Origin of the sequence: Candidatus Arsenophonus triatominarum, assembly GCF_001640365.1 — a bacterium.
GTDB classification, from domain to species: Bacteria; Pseudomonadota; Gammaproteobacteria; order Enterobacterales; family Enterobacteriaceae; genus Arsenophonus; species Arsenophonus triatominarum.
In genome coordinates this window covers 112,476-133,069 of sequence record NZ_LWMI01000011.1, presented here as the reverse complement: position 1 = coordinate 133,069, position 20,594 = coordinate 112,476, and the positions used below count along the sequence as shown (strand labels likewise).

At 37.1% G+C, this 20,594-nt stretch carries 27 protein-coding genes, 1 other RNA gene and 6 pseudogenes; 10 read left to right on the top strand and 24 right to left on the bottom strand.

From position 1 onward, the window contains the following. Positions 1–12: 12 nt before the first annotated feature. The 4 genes from AYJ55_RS11485 to AYJ55_RS11465 form a co-directional block, all read right to left on the bottom strand. On the bottom strand, positions 13–270 hold the full coding sequence (locus AYJ55_RS11485) for a hypothetical protein (RefSeq protein ID WP_063656476.1): 258 nt from the start codon (positions 268–270) through the stop codon (positions 13–15). A gap of 348 nt (positions 271–618) precedes the next feature. After that, positions 619–798 (bottom strand): hypothetical protein, encoded by a 180-nt coding sequence (locus AYJ55_RS11480; protein ID WP_063656475.1) that lies wholly within the window; start codon positions 796–798, stop codon positions 619–621. A 244-nt stretch (positions 799–1,042) separates the two neighbouring features. Further along, positions 1,043–1,384: a transcriptional antitermination N peptide gene (locus tag AYJ55_RS11475; protein WP_063656474.1), complete on the bottom strand. Its 342-nt coding sequence runs from the start codon at positions 1,382–1,384 to the stop codon at positions 1,043–1,045. A gap of 501 nt (positions 1,385–1,885) precedes the next feature. Next, complete coding sequence (locus AYJ55_RS11465; RefSeq protein WP_063656472.1) at positions 1,886–2,596, bottom strand: XRE family transcriptional regulator; 711 nt, start codon at positions 2,594–2,596, stop codon at positions 1,886–1,888. Between the two features lie 98 nt (positions 2,597–2,694). On the opposite strand from AYJ55_RS11465, the gene AYJ55_RS11460 reads away from it, so the two are divergent. Then, positions 2,695–2,922: a transcriptional regulator gene (locus tag AYJ55_RS11460; RefSeq protein WP_063656471.1), complete on the top strand. Its 228-nt coding sequence runs from the start codon at positions 2,695–2,697 to the stop codon at positions 2,920–2,922. A gap of 132 nt (positions 2,923–3,054) precedes the next feature. On the opposite strand, the gene AYJ55_RS11455 is transcribed toward AYJ55_RS11460, so the two are convergent. Continuing rightward, a complete protein-coding gene (locus AYJ55_RS11455; protein WP_063656469.1) occupies positions 3,055–3,363 on the bottom strand; it encodes a transcriptional antitermination N peptide in 309 nt (102 codons plus the stop codon). A gap of 399 nt (positions 3,364–3,762) precedes the next feature. Next, entirely contained in the window at positions 3,763–4,191 is a 429-nt protein-coding gene (locus tag AYJ55_RS11450) for a helix-turn-helix transcriptional regulator (protein ID WP_063656467.1), read from the bottom strand. 97 nt (positions 4,192–4,288) lie between these two features. On the opposite strand from AYJ55_RS11450, the gene AYJ55_RS11445 reads away from it, so the two are divergent. Next, positions 4,289–4,525, top strand: a complete 237-nt coding sequence (locus AYJ55_RS11445) for a transcriptional regulator (RefSeq protein ID WP_063656465.1) — start codon at positions 4,289–4,291, stop codon at positions 4,523–4,525. 137 nt (positions 4,526–4,662) lie between these two features. Here AYJ55_RS11445 and AYJ55_RS11440 read toward each other — a convergent pair whose 3' ends face one another. From AYJ55_RS11440 to AYJ55_RS11430, 3 genes and pseudogenes are all read right to left on the bottom strand, one after another. Further along, a complete protein-coding gene (locus AYJ55_RS11440; protein WP_063656463.1) occupies positions 4,663–4,905 on the bottom strand; it encodes a hypothetical protein in 243 nt (80 codons plus the stop codon). Positions 4,906–5,369: 464 nt separating this feature from the next. Next, positions 5,370–5,597, bottom strand: a pseudogene (locus AYJ55_RS33085) (helix-turn-helix domain-containing protein); the annotation flags it as partial. 172 nt (positions 5,598–5,769) lie between these two features. Beyond that, the gene (locus tag AYJ55_RS11430; RefSeq protein WP_281181134.1) at positions 5,770–6,051 is read right to left on the bottom strand and encodes a transposase; all 282 of its coding nucleotides are present in this window, start codon (positions 6,049–6,051) and stop codon (positions 5,770–5,772) included. Between the two features lie 19 nt (positions 6,052–6,070). Between AYJ55_RS11430 and AYJ55_RS11425 the strand changes: the two genes are divergently transcribed. Further along, entirely contained in the window at positions 6,071–6,436 is a 366-nt protein-coding gene (locus tag AYJ55_RS11425) for an IS630 transposase-related protein (RefSeq protein WP_063653415.1), read from the top strand. Next, a pseudogene (locus AYJ55_RS11420) lies at positions 6,360–6,779 on the top strand (transposase); the annotation flags it as partial. The gene AYJ55_RS11425 and the pseudogene AYJ55_RS11420, both read left to right, overlap by 77 nt. A 44-nt stretch (positions 6,780–6,823) precedes the next feature. On the opposite strand, the gene AYJ55_RS33080 reads toward AYJ55_RS11420, so the two are convergent. The 7 genes and pseudogenes from AYJ55_RS33080 to AYJ55_RS11395 form a co-directional block, all read right to left on the bottom strand. Continuing rightward, complete coding sequence (locus tag AYJ55_RS33080) at positions 6,824–6,961, bottom strand: hypothetical protein (protein WP_245677343.1); 138 nt, start codon at positions 6,959–6,961, stop codon at positions 6,824–6,826. Beyond that, positions 6,962–7,084 (bottom strand): annotated as a pseudogene (locus AYJ55_RS34605) (transposase); the annotation flags it as partial. It lies immediately after the preceding gene. A gap of 75 nt (positions 7,085–7,159) precedes the next feature. Next, positions 7,160–8,200: an IS481 family transposase gene (locus AYJ55_RS11415; RefSeq protein ID WP_063656459.1), complete on the bottom strand. Its 1,041-nt coding sequence runs from the start codon at positions 8,198–8,200 to the stop codon at positions 7,160–7,162. Positions 8,201–8,310: 110 nt separating this feature from the next. Next, positions 8,311–8,676 carry an IS630 transposase-related protein gene (locus AYJ55_RS11410; RefSeq protein WP_063653415.1) on the bottom strand — a complete coding sequence of 122 codons (366 nt, stop codon included), beginning with the start codon at positions 8,674–8,676 and terminating at the stop codon, positions 8,311–8,313. Positions 8,677–8,714: 38 nt separating this feature from the next. Then, complete coding sequence (locus AYJ55_RS11405; protein WP_063656457.1) at positions 8,715–9,461, bottom strand: antA/AntB antirepressor family protein; 747 nt, start codon at positions 9,459–9,461, stop codon at positions 8,715–8,717. A gap of 266 nt (positions 9,462–9,727) precedes the next feature. Continuing rightward, entirely contained in the window at positions 9,728–10,165 is a 438-nt protein-coding gene (locus AYJ55_RS11400) for a single-stranded DNA-binding protein (protein WP_063656455.1), read from the bottom strand. Next, positions 10,166–11,038: an ATP-binding protein gene (locus AYJ55_RS11395; RefSeq protein ID WP_063656454.1), complete on the bottom strand. Its 873-nt coding sequence runs from the start codon at positions 11,036–11,038 to the stop codon at positions 10,166–10,168. It lies immediately after the preceding gene. Between the two features lie 51 nt (positions 11,039–11,089). Between AYJ55_RS11395 and AYJ55_RS11390 the strand changes: the two genes are divergently transcribed. Beyond that, positions 11,090–11,431 carry a helix-turn-helix domain-containing protein gene (locus tag AYJ55_RS11390; protein ID WP_063656452.1) on the top strand — a complete coding sequence of 114 codons (342 nt, stop codon included), beginning with the start codon at positions 11,090–11,092 and terminating at the stop codon, positions 11,429–11,431. A 12-nt stretch (positions 11,432–11,443) separates the two neighbouring features. Here the strand turns inward: AYJ55_RS11390 and AYJ55_RS11385 are convergent, their stop codons facing one another. Continuing rightward, the gene (locus AYJ55_RS11385) at positions 11,444–12,343 is read right to left on the bottom strand and encodes a transposase family protein (protein WP_063653812.1); all 900 of its coding nucleotides are present in this window, start codon (positions 12,341–12,343) and stop codon (positions 11,444–11,446) included. 57 nt (positions 12,344–12,400) lie between these two features. Between AYJ55_RS11385 and AYJ55_RS11380 the strand changes: the two genes are divergently transcribed. Together AYJ55_RS11380 and AYJ55_RS11375 are read left to right on the top strand one after the other, a co-directional pair. Beyond that, complete coding sequence (locus AYJ55_RS11380; protein WP_063656450.1) at positions 12,401–12,889, top strand: transposase family protein; 489 nt, start codon at positions 12,401–12,403, stop codon at positions 12,887–12,889. 46 nt (positions 12,890–12,935) lie between these two features. After that, positions 12,936–13,403, top strand: a pseudogene (locus tag AYJ55_RS11375) (integrase core domain-containing protein); the annotation flags it as partial. Between the two features lie 50 nt (positions 13,404–13,453). Here AYJ55_RS11375 and AYJ55_RS35940 read toward each other — a convergent pair. From AYJ55_RS35940 to AYJ55_RS11355, 6 genes and pseudogenes are all read right to left on the bottom strand, one after another. Next, positions 13,454–13,848, bottom strand: a pseudogene (locus AYJ55_RS35940) (transposase family protein); the annotation flags it as partial. 114 nt (positions 13,849–13,962) lie between these two features. Next, positions 13,963–14,124 (bottom strand): annotated as a pseudogene (gcvT, locus tag AYJ55_RS25905) (glycine cleavage system aminomethyltransferase GcvT); the annotation flags it as partial. 212 nt (positions 14,125–14,336) lie between these two features. Beyond that, a complete protein-coding gene (gene ubiI / locus AYJ55_RS11370; RefSeq protein WP_063656445.1) occupies positions 14,337–15,572 on the bottom strand; it encodes an FAD-dependent 2-octaprenylphenol hydroxylase in 1,236 nt (411 codons plus the stop codon). A 24-nt stretch (positions 15,573–15,596) separates the two neighbouring features. Then, entirely contained in the window at positions 15,597–16,775 is a 1,179-nt protein-coding gene (ubiH, locus tag AYJ55_RS11365) for a 2-octaprenyl-6-methoxyphenyl hydroxylase (RefSeq protein ID WP_063656443.1), read from the bottom strand. Positions 16,776–16,792: 17 nt separating this feature from the next. Continuing rightward, positions 16,793–18,103 (bottom strand): Xaa-Pro aminopeptidase, encoded by a 1,311-nt coding sequence (gene pepP, locus AYJ55_RS11360; RefSeq protein WP_063656441.1) that lies wholly within the window; start codon positions 18,101–18,103, stop codon positions 16,793–16,795. A 52-nt stretch (positions 18,104–18,155) separates the two neighbouring features. After that, positions 18,156–18,629, bottom strand: coding sequence for a UPF0149 family protein (locus tag AYJ55_RS11355; protein ID WP_063656439.1), 474 nt, complete (start codon positions 18,627–18,629; stop codon positions 18,156–18,158). Positions 18,630–18,813: 184 nt separating this feature from the next. On the opposite strand from AYJ55_RS11355, the gene zapA reads away from it, so the two are divergent. From zapA to AYJ55_RS11340, 3 genes are all read left to right on the top strand, one after another. Next, entirely contained in the window at positions 18,814–19,143 is a 330-nt protein-coding gene (gene zapA, locus AYJ55_RS11350; RefSeq protein WP_063656437.1) for a cell division protein ZapA, read from the top strand. An 83-nt stretch (positions 19,144–19,226) separates the two neighbouring features. Continuing rightward, positions 19,227–19,428: non-coding RNA, 6S RNA (gene ssrS, locus AYJ55_RS11345), on the top strand. 131 nt (positions 19,429–19,559) lie between these two features. Continuing rightward, positions 19,560–20,150 (top strand): 5-formyltetrahydrofolate cyclo-ligase, encoded by a 591-nt coding sequence (locus tag AYJ55_RS11340; protein ID WP_063656434.1) that lies wholly within the window; start codon positions 19,560–19,562, stop codon positions 20,148–20,150. A gap of 258 nt (positions 20,151–20,408) precedes the next feature. Here the strand turns inward: AYJ55_RS11340 and AYJ55_RS30740 are convergent, their stop codons facing one another. Continuing rightward, the gene (locus AYJ55_RS30740; protein ID WP_187153236.1) at positions 20,409–20,585 is read right to left on the bottom strand and encodes a hypothetical protein; all 177 of its coding nucleotides are present in this window, start codon (positions 20,583–20,585) and stop codon (positions 20,409–20,411) included. Positions 20,586–20,594 lie beyond the last annotated feature (9 nt).

The following is a 20,594-nucleotide window of genomic DNA, read 5'->3' as shown; positions in this document are numbered from 1 at the left end:
TATGTTGCAGGTTCAAATCCTGCACAGCCCGCCAATTTCACGGTATATCTTCATCAGTCTTAAATTCTCTTTTTTAAGACGCTTATTTTCTTTTGTTAAGCACTGTATAATTTCTTTGAAAGTTCTTGTTTCCATGTCGTCGTCATTCCATATATCAATGCTGCTTAAGTATTTTGCATCGCTCAAATGACGACTACCATTAGTAATCCCAACCAGATTACCCATATTGGGATGCTTTGCCGTTACAATGCGTGGATTGTCCAATCTCATTATGTGTACTCCTTGTTAACATTTGCTGAAAAGTTAGGATGTGTGCCAAGTGCCTCTTGGTGTCCGATTACAGTCATCACGGTCGGGTAAACGCAATCAAACTATATTTAGCTATTTGAAAGATAATTTATAGAATGTTGACTGTCCCGCGAGCGCAGAGCCGCATTCACACATCCTGAAACTAATTTGATTGCCAGATATTTCTGGCGCGTCAGGCTCGCTCCCTCTGTGTAATCCAACAACACACAAAACAGGAATAATGATCACCTTAATAAGACATTGATTATATTATGAATTGTTTATTTATGATTAATAAAAAGAAAGGATTTGATTTTGTGAATTGATTAATTATTCTCCTATCAGATGGAATTCAATGTCTTCAGGTTCGCAGAAGTCGATATTATCATAAATTCCATATTTGCTTGCTATATCAAGAATTGCATCATTCATCTTGCTGGATGTCATTTGTGAATCGATAATTCTTTCAAATTTTTTATAATCTTCTTCGTTCATATCTACTATAAGCATGTTGCTCAATAGTGAAATAAAGTTGCTTAAAATAAAAACAAGTTAGATACATCTAAAAAATACAAAAATAGTTTATTTTTTAATCTTACATAGGTTATTTTTAATGCAAAAATTGATGATTTTATCATCATCGGCTGGTTTTTTTGTAAGTCATAATTAATTTTGCTATTGAGCAACAGGCTTTATATAGTTACACTTTGCTCTAACATCAGCAACAATTTGAACCTTAATCGTTTTGTTATTCTCAAACATTAGCAGTTACTCCGAAGTTGAGCTTAGGTTTATTTTTAAACCTTTTAGCAGTGTATAAAGCTATTTCAGGCAAACAGCAATTATCAAATGAGTCATAAACTTTAGTTAGGCGTATTGATATTGCTTTTTCTACACGACTCATCATTTTTCTTTTTAGTGAAAGAACAGGGCGTTTAGGATTTGGAGTTGTTAGTTGGTTAGATTTTTTAGATGGGTTTAACGCTGCTTTCAATGCCAAATTAAGCGCTTTGTTATAGTTATAGGCTGCTCGCTTGGCGCTTCTACGCTCATGTCTACGACAGCGAGCATTATCATAACCATGAAAGTTACACATATTACCTCCTGACAATGGGTTTTGGTGGTGTGTGATAGAACTAACAAGTCAAATTTACAGTCATATTGGTAGTACCCTGGTGTTGGTTTTAACTTAATGGCTGTATTTTGTTTATTCACACACCCCAAAACCGACTGTTTGGGTGTTTTATGGTTCGCTTTTTCAGCGAAAGGGTGTTAAAGAGCGGTATAGCTTAACTGTCGTCACTTGCCTTCATGTTCATACGCCTCAGGCTGGCTACTTGGCAACGTCTGGCAAAGTTTCAGATAACTCGTGGTATTGTCTGGCGTTTGCCTGTTGCAGTGAGTTGATGGGGTTATTATAAAACTTTGGTTTTAATTTTGCCAACAACTTAAGTTGTTTTGTTGGTTTGATGAGCTCATCTATTTGGTTTATAAATAGAAAAAATTTATTTTTATTCAAAAATGAAGGAAGATAAGTGAAAGTTGAATCAGAAAAGCTCTCAGAAAAACTAAATGTATTGGAATTGGTTTTTAAAGATTATCCGTGAAATTTATATTTTACTGATTGACTGATGAGTACCTTAGCCATGATATACAAATCAGTAATCATATTTTCTTCTAGATACCAAGTTTCGTAACATGGATTATCTGAAATAATAGCGATTTTTTTATGTTGTTTTTGTAAACGTTTTATATAAATTTGCTTTTCAAGCACAAAGACATAAATGCCATCATCATCAAAATAATTTACTGAAGTATCAACAAATATTTGATCTTGTGGTTCAAAAGTTTTAGCCATTGAATCACCTTTCACTGTAATTATTTTTATTGACTTATCAGGCCTTCCGCCAAATAACTTTCTACCTTCATAATCCGCATATTCTATCGATTTGATTGTTTCAATAAATTCATTATGAATCATTATTCCTTTACCTGCACTTGCTTCAATATCTAATACTTCAACTTTATATGAGTTTGTTGAATTACTTTGATTTGTTGCTAAAAGTATAGACGAGGAATCTTCTTTTGATAGGGAATTTTGATCATCTATCAGCCCCAGTGATAACCATTCAGGATTCACATTTAGAATTTTAGCTATATTTATCAGCTTAGTAGAATTGAGTGCTTTTCCTGATTCTAGTTTTTGAATAGCAGCCTGCGACACACTTACTGCTGCGCCTAATTCTTTCTGTGACAAACCAGCAGATTTTCTCGCCTGCCTTAATCTTTGTGCAAGTGTTGTTTTCATAAGTAAAAGATACAACTCCGGTTGTTAAAATTCAAACGAAAATAGTTGTTGATAAAAACAACTTAAGTTTTATATTTATAATAAACAACGGAGGTTTTATGAATGAAGCAATTAAAACAGCCATTGAAATTGTTGGAACTCAAAAAAAATTAGGTGAAGCATGTGGCTTGACACAACAAGCAATTTTTAAATGGCTCCACAATAAGGCAAAAGTTTCCCCAGAACATGTACCAATGATCGTTAGAGCAACAAAAGGCAAAGTCAGTGCTAAAGATATTAGACCAGACTTAGTGCATGTATGGGATCTTAATTTAAAAAAACAGTAACACTAACGCTCTTTAACAACCTGGCCTCCCTGAAATTGGGAGATTTCAAATTCCCAACCTATCGGGAGGGAAAGCTATTATCTGAAACTTATGGATTAAGTGTAGGATAAGATTGCTGCAAAGACTATCAAATCATTTTGTATGTATGCTATTTGATTTGCGGGTTTTTGAGTATTTTCTTGCAGAATAGAGATAAGTATTCGGTAAGCAACAGTTATCAAATGAAGGCTGAGGCTTTTTGTCTTTTAGATTGAGAGTGAGTGATGCAATGGTATTAATGGTGTCATCTTGCTTGTTGAATATGGAATCAAGGATTTGCTCTGTAGAACGGGCTTGGCATTTTTGTTCTGCTTCCTGACGTTTTTTAGCCAGAAATGCAGCTCTACGTTCATATCTACGTTGGGCGTAGTTACTACGCTTAATGACGGCAATCTGTGTCATGTTGACCTCCAAAGTAAGTTTTAGCGGTGTGTGCCGGATATTTCCGGTTTGTACCCACAGTCTGTTTATTCCCTGGTGTAGAAACGAGATTTGACTGTTCTGTACATTTCACACACCCCAAAACTCACTCAATGATGGTTGATTCAAGAGTGCCTGAATCCGTTCTAAGATGTTAAAGAGCGATAATGCTTAGTTACTGATGACTACACTTGCCTTCATGTTCGTATGCCTCAGGCTGGCTACTTAGCAACGTCTGGTAAAGTTTCACAGATAACTCGGAGTATTGTCTGGCGTTTGCCTGTTGCAGTGAGCTGATAGGGTTAATTAAACCATAGAGTTTTTATTTTGTCAACCAAAGGTTTATTTTAGGTGTGTCTTCAGAAGAGATTAAGATGATGTTTAGATTTTTTTGATACCTCTTTTGGCCATTAACTCATTTAATATTTTATCATAGTGAATTTTTACTCCTTGAATTTCTTCAAAAAACTTGCTTGCTTCTGATTCAGGTAATGACCTAAAAATATCAATCAATTCTGATTCGTGCTCAGTTAATAATTTTAACCCTTTTTTCTCATTTTCCGAAGGTGAAGGGTAGGTATCATCACCAAATAGCCATTCTATAGAGACATCAAGAGACTTTGAAATCTTTAAAGCACTTTCTTTGCTTATTTTCCCCCTTTTGTTGCCTCTAAACCATTTATAAACAGCTTGTGGCGATACTTGACATATGCGAGCCAAATCAGCTTGCTTAATGCCTTTTCTTGCCAAAAGCTGTTCTAGTCTTGTTGCAACGATTTCGTTGGCATTTAAGTTATTTTCTTTTTTCATTTTATAAGTATAAACCTAAAGGTTATAAACCAAAATGACCTTTAGGTTGACAAATTAATAAACCAAAGGTAACTTATTTAGTTGATTAGGAGGTATCATGAACGGATTACAGAAAGCTATTTTAGAAATGGGCAGTAGCAAAACTTTAGCTCAAAATCTTGGCTTATCACAAATGTCAATAAGCAAATGGAAAAATAAGTATAAAGGTCGTGTACCTGTCGATCGTGTTTTAGCAATTTACGAGTTAACAGGAATAACTCCCCACGAATTACGCCCCGATCTTTACCTAAACCCAACAGATGGTATCCCTGCTGATAAGCAAAATGCCATCTAAGTAACACCGCTCTTTAACAACCTGGCCTCCCTGAAATTGGGAGATTTTACCTTCCCAGCCCATCGGGAGGGATAACTATTATCTGAAACTTATGGAATTAAGTGTAGGATAAGATTGCTGCAAAGACTATCAAATTGTCAGGCAACTCTTAATTTAGTGGCTCTTGTCCGTGATATTGCAAAGTTTGATGTGTGAGGAAGTAAAGCCGCATTTTTATGTTTCACTGGTTTACTCTGCCCATAACATTTACGACGTACATCACGAATGATAGCTAATTGATAGTCACTTGCTGTAGGGTGAAATTCCTTAATGTGTTCGTAAGATTTGTTGGGATTGAAACGTTTAGAACATACAGGGCATATAGCAGATGTTTTTTTCATAATATTTTTCCTTAACAAATTAGATGAATGAATAATCGTGTTTGTAATGGAAAATGGGTTCTGCCTCTTCGGTACATTGTCTCTTAAGAGATACGCCGTCCGCCCGTGCGTTAGAGTGCGCCGTTCACTTTTTTCAATCGCTAGCTATTTGCCTTTGATGAACATCATATTGAACTATAAGTACAATTAATTCAAGTACCAAAAGTACGTTATTTTGATAAAAATTTTTCAATAGATATTATATTATTGATTTATAGAGGATTATTTTTTTTCTTTTTTAGCATTTCATTGAAAACAGAATCAAAATATTTTTTTTGCTTTCTCATTTCTTCAAGGAAATATAAAGCTTTTTCTTCTGGGAGATCATTAAATAATTTGATTAATTCAATGTGTTCTGGGGTTAAAGTTTCTTGAAATGATTTTCGATCTTTATCAAAGATGATATGTGAAACAGGGCTTATTTTACCATGTTGCAACCAAATAGGATCACAGTTTAAAAAATTAGCAAGAGCATAAATTTTATCTTGTCTTGGCAAAGATTCTCCATTAAACCATTTACTAACAGCTTTAGAAGTGACACCTATAGCTTTAACTATAGCTGCACCTCGACCATGTTGGTTTAACCCAGCTTGTTCACAGGCTCGTGCTAGCCTCTGGGAAAATTCTTTACGCACTTTTTCACTCTGTACCATAGGTACAATATAAACCTCTTGCAAAAAACTATCAGTACGATAATATGTGTACTGTAAGTACATAAGGAGAATGTCATATGAACAATCTATATGACCCAATTAAGAATATAGGCATATCTAGAGTTGCTAATGCATGCGGTGTTAGTGATATAGCTAGGCGACTTAATTTTGATTACAGCATATGTATTAAAAACAGGTCATCGATAGTGCATCCTGTTTCCATCTTTTTACGTTTAGCTTGAGACCATTTATGTTCTATAGGATTTAAATCTGGTGAATACACAGGCAAATATTCTATCTGGTGTCCTGCGTTTATAATTGCCTGTTCAATATTCTTACCTTTGTGAAAGCTAGCGTTGTCCATAAAAATAACAGAATTTTCAGGAAGTTCTGGGAGCAATATTTTTGTGATCCAAACATAAAAAACATCACGGTTATAGCTAGGCGACTTAATTTTGATTACAAGGTGTGTTATGAGTTATACAATTGATTTTCGACGTAAAGTAATATCTGTAAGGAAAGCCGAAGGTTTAACAATTCGAGAAACTGCGAAACAATTCCGTATTGGAAAAGCGTCTTTAGTACGTTGGCTTAAACGACCAGAGCCAAAAAATTCAACGCCACGTAAGAGGAAGCTCGATAAAAATGCTTTAGCAAAAGATGTGGAACAGTATCCAGATGCTTACCAAAAGGAACGGGCAGAGCGATTCGGTGTTTGTAAAAAGACTATTTGGCAATCCCTTAAAAAGCTGGGATTAACCTATAAAAAAAACTCTATTCCATCCAAAAACCAACGAAAGCGACAGGCTGGCACATCAGCAAAAAAGACAACAGTATGAAAAAAAAGATAAATCTGTTGTTTTTATTGATGAAAGTGGTTTTTCACATGACACTCCACGAACTCACGGCTATTCCCCAAAAGGTCACCGTTGTTTTGGCCTGAAAAACTGGGGTGCTAAGGGAAGAACAAATGTTATTGGCGCTTTATTGGGAACAACCCTTTTTGCTATCGGATTATTTGATTGCAATATTAACCGTGATGTTTTTTATGTTTGGATCACAAAAATATTGCTCCCAGAACTTCCTGAAAATTCTGTTATTTTTATGGACAACGCTAGCTTTCACAAAGGTAAGAATATTGAACAGGCAATTATAAACGCAGGACACCAGATAGAATATTTGCCTGTGTATTCACCAGATTTAAATCCTATAGAACATAAATGGTCTCAAGCTAAACGTAAAAAGATGGAAACAGGATGCACTATCGATGACCTGTTTTTAATACATATGCTGTAATCAAAATTAAGTCGCCTAGCTATAATATTGCAATCAAATAATCCGATAGCAAAAAGGGTTGTTCCCAATAAAGCGCCAATAACATTTGTTCTTCCCTTAGCACCCCAGTTTTTCAGGCCAAAACAACGGTGACCTTTTGGGGAATAGCCGTGAGTTCGTGGAGTGTCATGTGAAAAACCACTTTCATCAATAAAAACAACAGATTTATCTGTAGTAGCTCAGACTTGATCTGACAGTTACCGGTTATTTATACAGTACCTGTCAGGTTAAATTTGATTTAAATCTTTCTCTCTCCAAAGTTGTTTTCCATCGTGTAAAGTTGCCATAGGAGTTCGACCGCAACACATTTTTCCTTGATGAGTGCGTTGGTTATTATATTCCGCTAACCATTTATCTAAATCAGCTTGTAATTCATCTAAAGCCCTATAGATTTTCTTACGAAAAGCCACCTGATAGAACTCTTGTAATACAGTTTTATGAAAGCGTTCACAAATCCCATTAGTTTGAGGTGAACGAGCTTTAGTTTTTGTATGATCAATATCATTGATAGCGAGATAAAGTTGATAATCGTGATGTTCAACTTTACCACAATACTCACTGCCTCTGTCCGTCAGTATACGTAACACCGGTAACCCATGCCGGGAATAAAAAGGGAGAACCCTGTCATTTAATAAATCTGCCGCCGTTATCGCGCTTTTTGTTGTGTAAAGCTTACAATGAACGACTTTACTGTAAGTATCAATATAAGTTTGTTGATAAACACGACCAACGCCTTTTAAATGACCGACATAAAAAGTATCTTGTGAACCCAGATAACCTGGATGCGCTGTTTCAATCTCACCATTGGCCTCATCATCCTGTGCTTTTTTTTCTAGAGCACTGATTTGTGATTCTGACAGGATAATTCCTTCTGTTGCGATTTTATCTTCAAGCGCTTTTAGGCGTTTTGTAAAATTTTCGAGATTATGGCGCAGCCAAATAGAGCGAACGCCACTCCCCGAAACAAAAATGCCTTTTTTTCTTAGTTCATTACTACTGCGGTGTTGACCGTGTGCAGGGTATTCAATCGCATACTCAACTACAGCGCTTTCAATCTGTTCATCTACTCTATTTTTTACGTTAGGCACCCGTCGATTTTGATTAATTAAAGCGTCTATCCCACCATCGTTAACAAGTTCCTGGTAGCGATAAAACGTATCTCGGGATACCCCCATAATCTTACAGGCTTTTGAGACGTTATGAAGTTCTTCAGCGAGGTTAAGTAACCCGACTTTATGTTTGATGATAGGATTATTTGTTTGATACATAGAATTACCTTTTATTTTATTATCTAATGATGTTAATTAAAACCGGTAACTCTCTTTTTTAAATCAGAATTATCAGATTAAGTTAAGACTAATACAATTTATCTTTTTTTTCATACTGTTGTCTTTTTTGCTGATGTGCCAGCCTGTCGCTTTCGTTGGTTTTTGGATGGAATAGAGTTTTTTTTATAGGTTAATCCCAGCTTTTTAAGGGATTGCCAAATAGTCTTTTTACAAACACCGAATCGCTCTGCCCGTTCCTTTTGGTAAGCATCTGGATACTGTTCCACATCTTTTGCTAAAGCATTTTTATCGAGCTTCCTCTTACGTGGCGTTGAATTTTTTGGCTCTGGTCGTTTAAGCCAACGTACTAAAGACGCTTTTCCAATACGGAATTGTTTCGCAGTTTCTCGAATTGTTAAACCTTCGGCTTTCCTTACAGATATTACTTTACGTCGAAAATCAATTGTATAACTCATAACACACCTTGTAATCAAAATTAAGTCGCCTAGCTATATTATTCACTAATAAGAACGGATAATTTTCCAAGTCCTTTTGGCGTAATTCTTACCTGTTCAGTTAACTTTTCCGAACCGTCATTTCTGGCAACGACAGTCACTTTATGCTCGATTAAATCCTGCTTGATTTTATCCTGATAGCCAACCCAATTTTTTCCACCAACACGCCGATAAATCCAATCATGTCCTTGTAACCATGAAAAAAGTGCTTTGGGTTTCATTTTGAGTGATTTTGCCGCATCAGTAATACAAAGCGAACCTTCTGAATAGCTGATTCGTTTTAGCGCTTCGACTTGCGGTTTCATATCATCGACTGTGTGTTTAAGTGCAATAACTTTTTCTGTGTAATTAAGCAACAATCCTCTCATCGCTGATGGGTCATTTAGTATCTCAACCGGACTGACAGCTTCTAATGCTTTTCTTTCACATTCAATAAAATGCTGTCTGGCCTGTTTCCCTTTTTCATTGCGCTCAACCATTGATAACTCTTTCGCCATATTGATAGAAATTGCATACTCTTTAAGCACTCGTTGACGAGATTTTGCACTCGCCAGTTTTGGAGAGCTCAAATTTTCAACAATAATGAAATCATCGCCCTCTACAAATCCATATTGTTTAATTCTATCTTTTATCCAGTTGGAAAAATCTTTACCAATTTCCAGGAATAAATGTAAATCACGAGCATTAACCGTTTGGATTAATTCGCCATTGATATTTTTTGTTTCGATGTTGATTAAATTTTGCATATAATAATTCCTCAAAGTTAATTGATGAATGAGTATTTATGTTCATTAAGTAGAATAGGTCAGGTAGGGTAATTACTTTTTAACGCAAATCGCTTTGGCGTTGATATCCTTGAAAGTTTCAAACTCCCGCTCAAACTGTTTAGCGGCAAATTGACACATGTTCTCAGTGTCAAACTCTTGAGTATGAAGACTTGCAAAGTTACTTGATGAGTAAGGACTGGCGTACATGGACAAGATTAAAATCCACATAGTAATTTCTCCTGCGTCTAAAAGGGGATGGAATCATCAAAATCAGGCTCAATCACAGGATTATTGCTTGGCTGATTATTGGTTGGCAGATTCGGTCTACTTTGACTTTCCTGCGGTTTTCTTTCCTTCCGGTTGCCTAATATTTCAATGTCATTGACTAAAAATTCCGGTGTTATCCTTTGCTGACCGGATTTATCTGTCCATTTATTTTCCTGATAGACTGTGGTAACACGAACAAAAGTGCCTTTTTGTGCATGATTATTGATATATTCCGCTATTTGTTTAAATGCCTTGCAGTTTATCCATGTTGTGTCATCAATCCATTGACCACTGTTGTCTTTTCTTGATTTGCTGATATCGATTGAGAATACGGTGATGGGATTTTTATCCTGGGTATAGCGAATTTCTAATTTGCCGATGCGTCCGGTAAAGTTACACTGGTTTTGGTTTGCCATTTAAGCGACCTCTTTTATTTTAAGTGCTTCTTTTTTGGATTCGTAAATTTCTTGTGCTTTAGTTTGCTCTGGTGTATCTTTCAATGCCTTATAAGCCTCAGCAAATAATATTTGCAGTTCATTCATATTTTTTGTTTGGTTAACAGAATCAGTAAATAACATTAAATGTATTTCAGCCTGACTTCTGCCATCATTTAGCCATTCATTCAAGCGTTTACCTACATCCTCATTAATCACTATAAAATCAGCATTGCTAAACAATCCTGTTCTATCTTTACTTGCTGAGGCGGTATGTGTTTCATGGTTTAAATCTAAAACGGTGGTGAACTCATATTCTATACCGTCTCGTTGTTCTGATTTCATGCCGAGTTTATCGACTCTTTTCTTGCCATTTCCTTTATCCACTTGCGCCGTTTCTGTTTTACTACGCATTGTTGCAATAATGTTTATATTTGAACGGAGAATTGAATTGATAAATTTGTTATGTCTGGGCGTTATATTATTCCATGCTGACCAACTATTTCCTTTGTATTTGGTGCTTGTAATGGCATCCAATATTTCAAGGCATCCCCCTGTTCCGTTCCATTCATGCGTTATACTGTCAATAATAAGGTTGTCGTAGCTGGCTTCTTGTGCAATATTCATTGCCTGAATAAAGCGTTCAGGGGTGAAGGGTGGGTCAAGTTCAAGCACATTAAAATTAAAATAATTTGAATATAATGAAGCACTTCCTTTTTCAGTATCAATAACTGCTGTTTTGCCACCAAGCCCTTTAGCAATAGTGAGTGCGCCATAGGTTTTCCCTGAACCACTTGGTCCTGTTAAAGCGAGCCGGAGTTTTGCTTTTTTTCTCATTGCCTTGGTAAAATTCATTGTTAATCCCCCATGTATCTACCTTGACCGTAACCTCGGTCATCTTCATATTTGCTTGTTTGCGGTTCTTTAGATTGCCAATTAATCGGTGATTCAATAGATAAACTGCTTTTTATTTTATTGTATTTAAAATGTTATCCGACCTATGATTTGCAAGGACTTCTTTTTGGTTTAGATAGAACACGGGTATGTCGCTGGGTAAAAATATTATTGCCGGTTTTAGAGATGACCTTGGGGCGAGAATGTGTTTTGCCCGCTCGTCAAATTCGCTCTGCTGAGGAATTTTTTCGCGCCTTTCCTGGAGTTAAAGACGTCTTTATTGATGGGACAGAGCGACCTGTCCAAAAGCCTAAAAGCGTGTTGCTTAATAGTGAAATAAGGGTATTTCGGTGATTGAAGTAAATTTTAGGCTGTTCTGAGATGGAAATTCCAAAGACCGGCACTAAGGAGTAAAAAGGTATCATCAATAAAGGGTCTACGATTCCGTAAAATTTGGGTCATACAACCGAGGCGCTTGATACCCGCGATGGCGTGTTCAACCGTAATACGGATGCCCGAGATTATTTTATTTTCTTGTTTTTGTTCAGGCGATAAAGGTCTTTTTCGAGTTCCTTTTTTTGGGATTTGTGTATTAGGATGCTGTTTATCTATACCTTGAAAACCGGTATCGGCCCAGATGGTTACCTCAGGGGGAATATGGCGAATTATATCGACTTTATCGAGTAAGCGTTTATCGTGACGGCGCCCATTTTTGATCATGGGGATAAATCCAATTTTCCTCGTTTCGTCAGTCATAATAAGCCCTTTTCGAGTGGTCTGTCTTTTCTTTCCCGAATACATTTTTTTTCGCCGACGCAGATTCTTAGGCTTTTGGACAGGTCGCTCTGTCCCATCAATAAAGACGTCTTTAACTCCAGGAAAGGCGCGAAAAAATTCCTCAGCAGAGCGAATTTGACGAGCGGGCAAAACACATTCTCGCCCCAAGGTCATCTCTAAAACCGGCAATAATATTTTTACCCAGCGACATACCCGTGTTCTATCTAAACCAAAAAGAAGTCCTTGCAAATCATAGGTCGGATAACATTTTAAATACAATAAAATAAAAAGCAGTTTATCTAATGGGGTTGGGATAAATCCTTTCTGCCCTGCACCCATCTGCCGCTCGTGATCTTTTCGATTCTTTTTCCGATAAATCAAATAACAAGCTGAAAATTCAGCGGCTAAATTTTTCAATTCTTCGACTGATAATCCAATGATTGCTTTACATAAACGATTATCTCGTAACAACCGCTCTTTGTTGATCATTTCAAACCGTTATTTTCTAAGTTAAACCTCTTTTTATTGTCTATAGCGTGACAAAAAATGCAAGTCTCTATTCAGCAACTATTTTTAAGAATCTGCGTCGGCGAAAAAAAAATGTATTCGGGAAAGAAAAGACAGACCACTCGAAAAGGGCTTATTATGACTGACGAAACGAGGAAAATTGGATTTATCCCCATGATCAAAAATGGGCGCCGTCACGATAAACGCTTACTCGATAAAGTCGATATAATTCGCCATATTCCCCCTGAGGTAACCATCTGGGCCGATACCGGTTTTCAAGGTATAGATAAACAGCATCCTAATACACAAATCCCAAAAAAAGGAACTCGAAAAAGACCTTTATCGCCTGAACAAAAACAAGAAAATAAAATAATCTCGGGCATCCGTATTACGGTTGAACACGCCATCGCGGGTATCAAGCGCCTCGGTTGTATGACCCAAATTTTACGGAATCGTAGACCCTTTATTGATGATACCTTTTTACTCCTTAGTGCCGGTCTTTGGAATTTCCATCTCAGAACAGCCTAAAATTTACTTCAATCACCGAAATACCCTTATTTCACTATTAAGCAACACGCTTATTGATACTTACAGTAAAGTCGTTCATTGTAAGCTTTACACAACAAAAAGCGCGATAACGGCGGCAGATTTATTAAATGACAAGGTTCTCCCTTTTTATTCCCAGCATGGGTTACCGGTATTACGTATACTGACGGACAGAGGCAGTGAGTATTGTGGTAAAGTTGAACATCACGATTATCAACTTTATCTCGCTCATACAAAAACTAAAGCTCGTTCACCTCAAACTAATGGGATTTGTGAACGCTTTCATAAAACTGTATTACAAGAGTTCTATCAGGTGGCTTTTCGTAAGAAAATCTATAGGGCTTTAAATGAATTACAAACTGATTTAGATAAATGGTTAGCAGAATATAATAACCAACGCACTCATCAAGGAAAAATGTGTTGCGGTCGAACTCCTATGGCAACTTTACACGATGGAAAACAACTTTGGAGAGAGAAAGATTTAAATCAAATTTAACCTGACAGGTACTGTATAAATAACCGGTAACTGTCAGACCAAGTCTGAGCTACTATGTGCCGGCGAATCCGTAAGTTATCACACACAGCTATCGGAGTAGAATCGGCAACCGACAGACCCGTGCACTTTCCCTTAATTGACTCAAACAGTGCCGTTAAAGCTAAGGCACTGCGCGGAAGTAACTCTACGCAGCGTGAATATGATGGCAAGTTAGGAAATTCCTTCCTGAGATATAAACGGACATAATAGAGATAAAATACCTTGAATTGGCTGAATCGGAGTTGATGAAACAAAAAACAACCAGTGTCATCATTTCAGCCAATGAAAGCTGAGTAGACCGTCTACGACGCTTACTATCGTTATTCAGCTAAATTTCATACATTTTTGGCTCGAAGTCTTTACAAAAATCATCCATCAGGCAATAAAGTTCAGTAAAATTTTCCATAATTGTTTAACAATGCTCTACTCTTTAACCAGATTGTTAGAGTATTTTAACGAAATATGCGCATTCAACTATTTGAATAGCAAGACTTTCACTTTATTTCTTATCCCGACCTCAGGTTAAATAAGAAATATCAAACACGCCAGTTGCAGTACGAACAGCATGGTGTTCATCAATTTGAGAACCGTAATGCAATGACATCAGCCAGCCATGAAAATCGATCATGGTTGCATTACATGCTAAATGCTGCTCATATAATGAAGTCTGTTTTATCGTCATTGTTCTATTTTCCTCATTAATAGGTATAGACAAATTAAGTTGTTAAATCAAAGTACCTATTAGTAGAGTAAAATATTGAGCTTAAAAACAGAGTAACTACAGTAGTAAAAATAATAAACGAAATTGCTGAAATAAATTAATTGAAACAACTATTTCAAACCAGCAGTGTTATTCCCTGTAAAATGATAGATTAAGAGCAATGCACCGATAAGTTACACTATTTCTGAGGAATTTGTCGTGACTTTTGCTAACCATTCAGGCATATCATGTGCTCCTAACGCATAGCTTAACAACTTTGGTTTTATGCCTGGTAGTGTATTAGCCAACAGTAATCCAACATCACGAACCATTTTTTTGACTGGATTATTGCCATCAAATAATTGCCGAAGCCCCTGCATACTAGCCAACATCAGTACAGCACTATGTTTACGTTTACGTTCATAACTTTGTAAATAAAAATACTGCCCAATATCTTTACCTGCGCTATTCAAACGCCGTAATTGTCCAATCAACTCTGCAACATCCATAAAGCCTAAATTTACCCCTTGACCTGCTAAAAGATGTATCGTGTGAGCAGCATCACCTAATAAAGCAATACGTTGACCGGCAAAATTTCGCGCATACTGGCCAATAAGTGGAAGAATCTGACGTTCACTAATTAACTGACAAAAACCGAGGCGCATATCTAAAGCTACACTTAACTCTTTTTCAAATGCAGAAACCTCTAAATTCAAGCGTCTATTCGCTTGCATTGCCGGCAATGACCAAACAATTGAGCAAAGATGAGGATCGTGTAGCGGTAAAAAAGCTAAAATGCTATCGTTATGAAAAGATTGACGAGCAGTTAGCATATGGGGCATCTCAGTTCGAATGGTGGCAACCAATGCCGTATGTTCATAATCCCAAAAGCTAAGCGGAATATCCGCTTTTTCCCTTAACCATGATTTAGCACCATCGGCACCAACTACCAACCTTGCCGTCAACATTTGCTCATTATCAAAAGTCATAAATACTTCATTCTCGCCCCAAACAACTTTTTTCAATCTATTGTCTGTTAATAAAGTAATATCTTTGCTTGATTGAGCCTGTTGCCATAATGATCCACGAATAATCGAATTTTCAATGATATATCCGAGACCAGGTAAATAATGCTGCTTGGCATCAAATTGAATATGACCAAAGCTATCCTGCTGCCAAACCTCCATTTGCTGATAACTACCAACTCTTTTCTGCACGATGGTTTGCCAAACACCTAAATAATCGAGTAATTTTTGACTCGCTGCATTGATAGCAGACACTCTGAGTGAAGGCGATTGTTGCGGATCAAATTGATGTTGCACAGGAGAATTTTCAATAACAGCAATCCTCATCCCGCCCCCCCGTAATCCACAAGCCAGAGCGAGGCCAACCATACCACCACCCACAATAACCACATCAAACGATTGCATAGTTAAAATATTCCTCTTAAATAATTAGAGATCAAACGATCGTCCCATTGCTTGGTGGGCTAAAATGTCACGCATAAGTGGTAGTGTTTCCATTGCCATTAATCCAACATTACGGCCAATAGCAAAAATTAGATGATTATTGGAAAATAAATGAACCAGATTATCGGTTAACTTTATGGTGCTTTGACGATCATCATGACGCTGCATTTGATACTGCATAAGAACCGAGTAAGCTCCCATATCTCCACCATGATTGGCTACTTCACTAATTATATTGGCAAGGATCATGACATCACGCATACCAAGATTAAACCCCTGACCAGCAATAGGATGTAAAGTTTGTGCTGCATTGCCAACTAAAACCAATCGATGGCTAATCAATCTTTTCGCTTGCGAAAGTAACAATGGAAAACAATAACGCTCGCTAACGGCCTTAATTTCACCTAACCGCCAGCCAAACCATTTTTGTAATTCTGTTATAAATTGGTCATCACTCCACTGCATAATAGACTGCTGGTTTTCCAATGGGTGACACCAAACCAATGAACTACGCCCTTTAGACATAGGTAACATTGCCAACGGACCATGTTGGGTAAAACGCTCAAAGGCTTGGCCCTGTGGCGCTTCGCTAGTTAAAACATTAGCAATAATTGCACATTGTTGGTATGACGCGCGCTGCCATTCAATTTGACTGAGTTTACCTATCATGGAATCGCTGCCATCAGCAGCAACTAATAACTGCCCGGTTAATACTTTACCACTCGTTAATTTGACTGATACATGCTCAATTGTGCGCTCAATAGCAATAACTTCATCAGGACAATATAATTCAACACCCTGAGCTTTTTTAAGCTGCTCAAATAAGTAATTTCCTGCATCCTGCAATTCAACAACATAACCAAGTGCAGGAAGGGAATAATCTTTGGCATACATATTTACCGCGCCAGCATGGCCATAGTCAGAAACATGAATATTAGTAATTGGCGTCACATACTTTTTTAATCTGTGCCAGATACCAATTTGATTAAACTGTTGGCAAGTGCCATAAGCCAATGCAATTGTTCTGGCATCAAAACCAGGATGTGCCTTATTAGGTAACCTTGCTTCAATTAATGAAACTTGAACCTTTCCCTGACTGAAGGCCGAAATAGCAAGTGCTAATGACGCACCTGTCATACCACTGCCAACAATAATTACTTTCATCGTTTCTAATTCCCTGCCTACTTTGCTGCTGCCATCAGTGCTTCTATCTCATCAGGATCTTTAATAACAGCCACTGTCAGGTTTTCATTACCCTCTTCAGTGATCACAATATCATCTTCAATACGGATACCAATTCCTCGATAAGCTTCAGGCACATTAGCATCCGGTGCAATATAAAGCCCCGGTTCAACGGTCAATACCATACCCAGCTCTAACGGACGATCGCGATTGTTACCATAGTCACCAACATCATGGACATCAAGCCCTAGCCAGTGACTTAAACCATGCATAAAAAAAGGCAAGTGAGCTTTACTTTCGATCAGTTTATCTAGCTCACCTTGCAAAAGACCCAACTTAATTAAACCTTCGATCTTAATCTTTATCACCACCGCCATCACTTGATGAATAGTGACCCCAGGTCGATATAAGGTTAAAGCGCTATTTAGTGCCGTCAATACAATGTCATAAATTTCACGCTGCGATGGGCTGAATTTACCATTGACTGGAAAGGTACGCGTAATATCACTGGCATAACCTTGATATTCTGCACCTGCATCAACCAGAACTAAATCCCCTGCCTTCATCACGGCATCATTTTCGGTGTAATGCAAAATACAGGCATTTTGCCCACTGCCTACAGTGGTGGTATAAGCAGGAGATTTTGCGCCTTGACTGGCAAACTGATGTTCAATTTCTGCAGCCAGCTGATATTCATACATATCAGGCTGGCAGGTTTGCATTGCTCTAAGGTGTGCATCAGCAGAAATCTTGCTAGCTTCACGCATTAGAGTAAGTTCTTCAGGTGATTTAAATAATCGCATTTCGTGAAGCATTGGCCGCCAGTCAATTTGAGTAGATGGAGCTTTTAATTTTTGCCGACTACCTTGCCTTAACCGATTAAGTGCTGCACCAACGATCTGATCCGCATAAGCAAATTCACCTTGCGCATGATAAATAACGGCTAAACCATTTAATAATTGATAAAGTTGTTGATCAATTTCAGCAAACGGTAATGCCCGATCCACGCCCAGTTTTGCAATCGCGGCTTGCTGGCCTAAACGACGACCAAACCAGGTTTCCATCGCTTGATCACGCACACGATTAAATAGTATGCTCTCACTAGAGGTTTCATTATATTTAATGATAACTAAGGCTGCTTCAGGTTCACTAAAGCCAGTTAAATAGAGAAAATCACTGTGTTGCCGATAAGGATATTCACAATCTGCATTTCGCAAAGCAGATGGAGCGGCAAAAAAAATAGCCGCGCTGGCAGGTGCCATTTTTTTTAATAACTTATGGCGACGAGATATAAATGGTTGTTGAGTCATGCCTTCTCCCACAAGCGATTAAACAACAAAATAGGTTAGAATATTATGCCTATCAATGTAATGTTGGTTTATCGTTTTTTGCTTTCATTCGCCGATCTTTTACCTCCATAAAGGTAATAAAACAGAGCTGAACTGCGACCTTAACATACTCAATGATCTCTTCCAAAGCCTGTTCTAACTTATTTTGATCGTCATTTTTTGTCATAACCCAACCGGCTAAGGCATCAGCTCGCTCAGACACCTTATCATTTTCAGGTAACAACAAATTAAAAATGAAATCATTATTATCTAAAGATGCAAATGTAAAGTTATAAAGCTCACGGAGTGGATTAGTTAATATCTGCGAAAAAGCTAATCCATCATTGGTTAGTTCATAAATTGACTTTTTCCAGTTATAATCGTGATTACCGCCACAAATTAGGCCTGTAATTAAGCCGTACATTTCTGCGGCTGTTAAAGCAACATTCTGTTGTTGCAATAGTAGCTCAAGAGTTTGATAATTAGGTAAAGATTTCTGTATTGGCATGTCTGCTCAGTTACGTTAATAATATTGAGTATGTAATATGCTACCATCAAGGACGGTCGCTATACTAGATAAGTGCACAAATTGCACATAAATCACTCATAATTATTCTGATAGCATCAATAGAATTATGGGCAGCGAAATATTACTAGTCTATTTCGTCTCCCCACACAATCAGGAAGATATAATGTCTACACAACCTGTTAATATTCAAATTTTAGGACGAACATTAAGGGTTAATTGCCCCAAAGACCAACAAAATGCCTTAAAATCGTCTGCGGCTGAGCTTGAGCAACGGCTAAAAGATTTAAAAAACCGAACTGGTGTCACAAATACCGAGCAACTTATTTTTATCGTCGCTTTAAACATTTGCCATGAACTTGCGCAAGAAAAAATCAAAACTCAGGACTATACTGATAATATGGAACAAAAAATCCGTGTATTGCAACATACGATCGAACAGGCATTGCAAGAGCAAGCGCGCATTACTGGACGAACAATTACTCCGTTAGAATAAAACAACATTGGTACCAAAATAGAGTAAGAATAGGTTGCTTTCTGTATTTACTTTCATACAATAGATACATAAGATATAGTTTGAATTCTCTGAGATGCTCGTCAGCGGGTCAGTCCCCTGAGCCGATATTTCAAATCACTTAGAATGTGGCTATCTGTTTATGGTGTGCATGCCTGGTCAGCTAGAGAAAGCCTAGCCACCAGGAAGCCTAAAGTTAACGATACTACGTTCACCTTGAACCACGGGTTCAAGGGTTACAGCCCGCAACGGCATCTTGGAGGTCCTCAATGAGCTATACTGTTATACTCACAATGTTACCATTCAAATATACTATGCTTCAATCAATAAAAGCTGAATGATACAACTATAAAAAACCGTATTATTTTATTGCTGCCAAATTAATAATTCCCAATTTTATGTTTAATAATCTACCCAAACGACAGAAAATTATCCGGCAAACAGTTCGCCAATATCGTCGACAATTAACATGCGAACAACAAAATAGCGCAGCAGATAAAATAACTCACCTGGTGTTAGAACACGAGCTTATCCGATCTGCCTCCCATTTGGCGTTATTTCTTTCATTTGATGGTGAAATCAATACTCATTCATTAATCAAAAAACTTTGGACAAAAAATAAAAAAGTTTATCTACCTGTTTTGCATCCCTTCAATCGCCATCAACTGCTGTTTCTACACTATCGCCCTGATACTCAACTGATAAAAAATCGCTTTCATATCGCTGAACCAGCACTTAATGTTATGGATATTATGCCAATAGCACAGTTAGATATTCTGTTCGTGCCACTAGTTGCATTTGATAAACAAGGACAACGATTAGGTATGGGCGGCGGATTTTATGATAGGTTGCTTGCCAATTGGCGTAAAAAACACTTTTATCCGATTGGATTGGCGCATGACTGCCAATTGGTTGATAAAGTTCCCACCGCACCATGGGATATCCCATTACCAGAAACAATTACACCATCAAAAAGATGGCGTTGGTAAACAATTTAACAGGGATTAACCAAAGTTATATTAAAATCAGCAATTGATCTTATGGTCAAATAGTTGTTATTAACTGTTTCTTTCCCTTAACAATATTTTGTTGCAGCATAGCAATATTATGCTGATAAGAATTACGATAAACATCGTAATGGCCGTTGCGTTTATTTAAATATATTCGTTTACCCTGATATTTATCTAAATCTTGTTTATGTTGTTGGATAAAATGCTTTATTTCATCCGCAGATAAGCTATCGATAGTTAATTCAATTTTTTTATTGAAGTTTTTTTATGGTTAATAATTTCTAACTGAGTTGTTCGTGTTTTTTCATCCATGGTAATAAATTTTAATAATATTTTCTCATCAATTTTTATTTTTTGTTGACTATTAGTCAGTTTAGCTAATGCAATAATCGAAATTTCATTATCATTAACCAAAAAACGATT

Coding starts and splice junctions, on each gene's coding strand:
- AYJ55_RS11485 (WP_063656476.1), bottom strand. CDS start 270: ATGAGATTGGACAATCCACGCATTGTAACGGCAAAGCATCCCAATATG.
- AYJ55_RS11480 (WP_063656475.1), bottom strand. CDS start 798: ATGCTTATAGTAGATATGAACGAAGAAGATTATAAAAAATTTGAAAGA.
- AYJ55_RS11475 (WP_063656474.1), bottom strand. CDS start 1,384: ATGTGTAACTTTCATGGTTATGATAATGCTCGCTGTCGTAGACATGAG.
- AYJ55_RS11465 (WP_063656472.1), bottom strand. CDS start 2,596: ATGAAAACAACACTTGCACAAAGATTAAGGCAGGCGAGAAAATCTGCT.
- AYJ55_RS11460 (WP_063656471.1), top strand. CDS start 2,695: ATGAATGAAGCAATTAAAACAGCCATTGAAATTGTTGGAACTCAAAAA.
- AYJ55_RS11455 (WP_063656469.1), bottom strand. CDS start 3,363: ATGACACAGATTGCCGTCATTAAGCGTAGTAACTACGCCCAACGTAGA.
- AYJ55_RS11450 (WP_063656467.1), bottom strand. CDS start 4,191: ATGAAAAAAGAAAATAACTTAAATGCCAACGAAATCGTTGCAACAAGA.
- AYJ55_RS11445 (WP_063656465.1), top strand. CDS start 4,289: ATGAACGGATTACAGAAAGCTATTTTAGAAATGGGCAGTAGCAAAACT.
- AYJ55_RS11440 (WP_063656463.1), bottom strand. CDS start 4,905: ATGAAAAAAACATCTGCTATATGCCCTGTATGTTCTAAACGTTTCAAT.
- AYJ55_RS11425 (WP_063653415.1), top strand. CDS start 6,071: ATGAGTTATACAATTGATTTTCGACGTAAAGTAATATCTGTAAGGAAA.
- AYJ55_RS11415 (WP_063656459.1), bottom strand. CDS start 8,200: ATGTATCAAACAAATAATCCTATCATCAAACATAAAGTCGGGTTACTT.
- AYJ55_RS11410 (WP_063653415.1), bottom strand. CDS start 8,676: ATGAGTTATACAATTGATTTTCGACGTAAAGTAATATCTGTAAGGAAA.
- AYJ55_RS11405 (WP_063656457.1), bottom strand. CDS start 9,461: ATGCAAAATTTAATCAACATCGAAACAAAAAATATCAATGGCGAATTA.
- AYJ55_RS11400 (WP_063656455.1), bottom strand. CDS start 10,165: ATGGCAAACCAAAACCAGTGTAACTTTACCGGACGCATCGGCAAATTA.
- AYJ55_RS11395 (WP_063656454.1), bottom strand. CDS start 11,038: ATGAATTTTACCAAGGCAATGAGAAAAAAAGCAAAACTCCGGCTCGCT.
- AYJ55_RS11385 (WP_063653812.1), bottom strand. CDS start 12,343: ATGATCAACAAAGAGCGGTTGTTACGAGATAATCGTTTATGTAAAGCA.
- AYJ55_RS11380 (WP_063656450.1), top strand. CDS start 12,401: ATGCAAGTCTCTATTCAGCAACTATTTTTAAGAATCTGCGTCGGCGAA.
- ubiI (WP_063656445.1), bottom strand. CDS start 15,572: ATGCAATCGTTTGATGTGGTTATTGTGGGTGGTGGTATGGTTGGCCTC.
- ubiH (WP_063656443.1), bottom strand. CDS start 16,775: ATGAAAGTAATTATTGTTGGCAGTGGTATGACAGGTGCGTCATTAGCA.
- pepP (WP_063656441.1), bottom strand. CDS start 18,103: ATGACTCAACAACCATTTATATCTCGTCGCCATAAGTTATTAAAAAAA.
- AYJ55_RS11355 (WP_063656439.1), bottom strand. CDS start 18,629: ATGCCAATACAGAAATCTTTACCTAATTATCAAACTCTTGAGCTACTA.
- zapA (WP_063656437.1), top strand. CDS start 18,814: ATGTCTACACAACCTGTTAATATTCAAATTTTAGGACGAACATTAAGG.
- AYJ55_RS11340 (WP_063656434.1), top strand. CDS start 19,560: ATGTTTAATAATCTACCCAAACGACAGAAAATTATCCGGCAAACAGTT.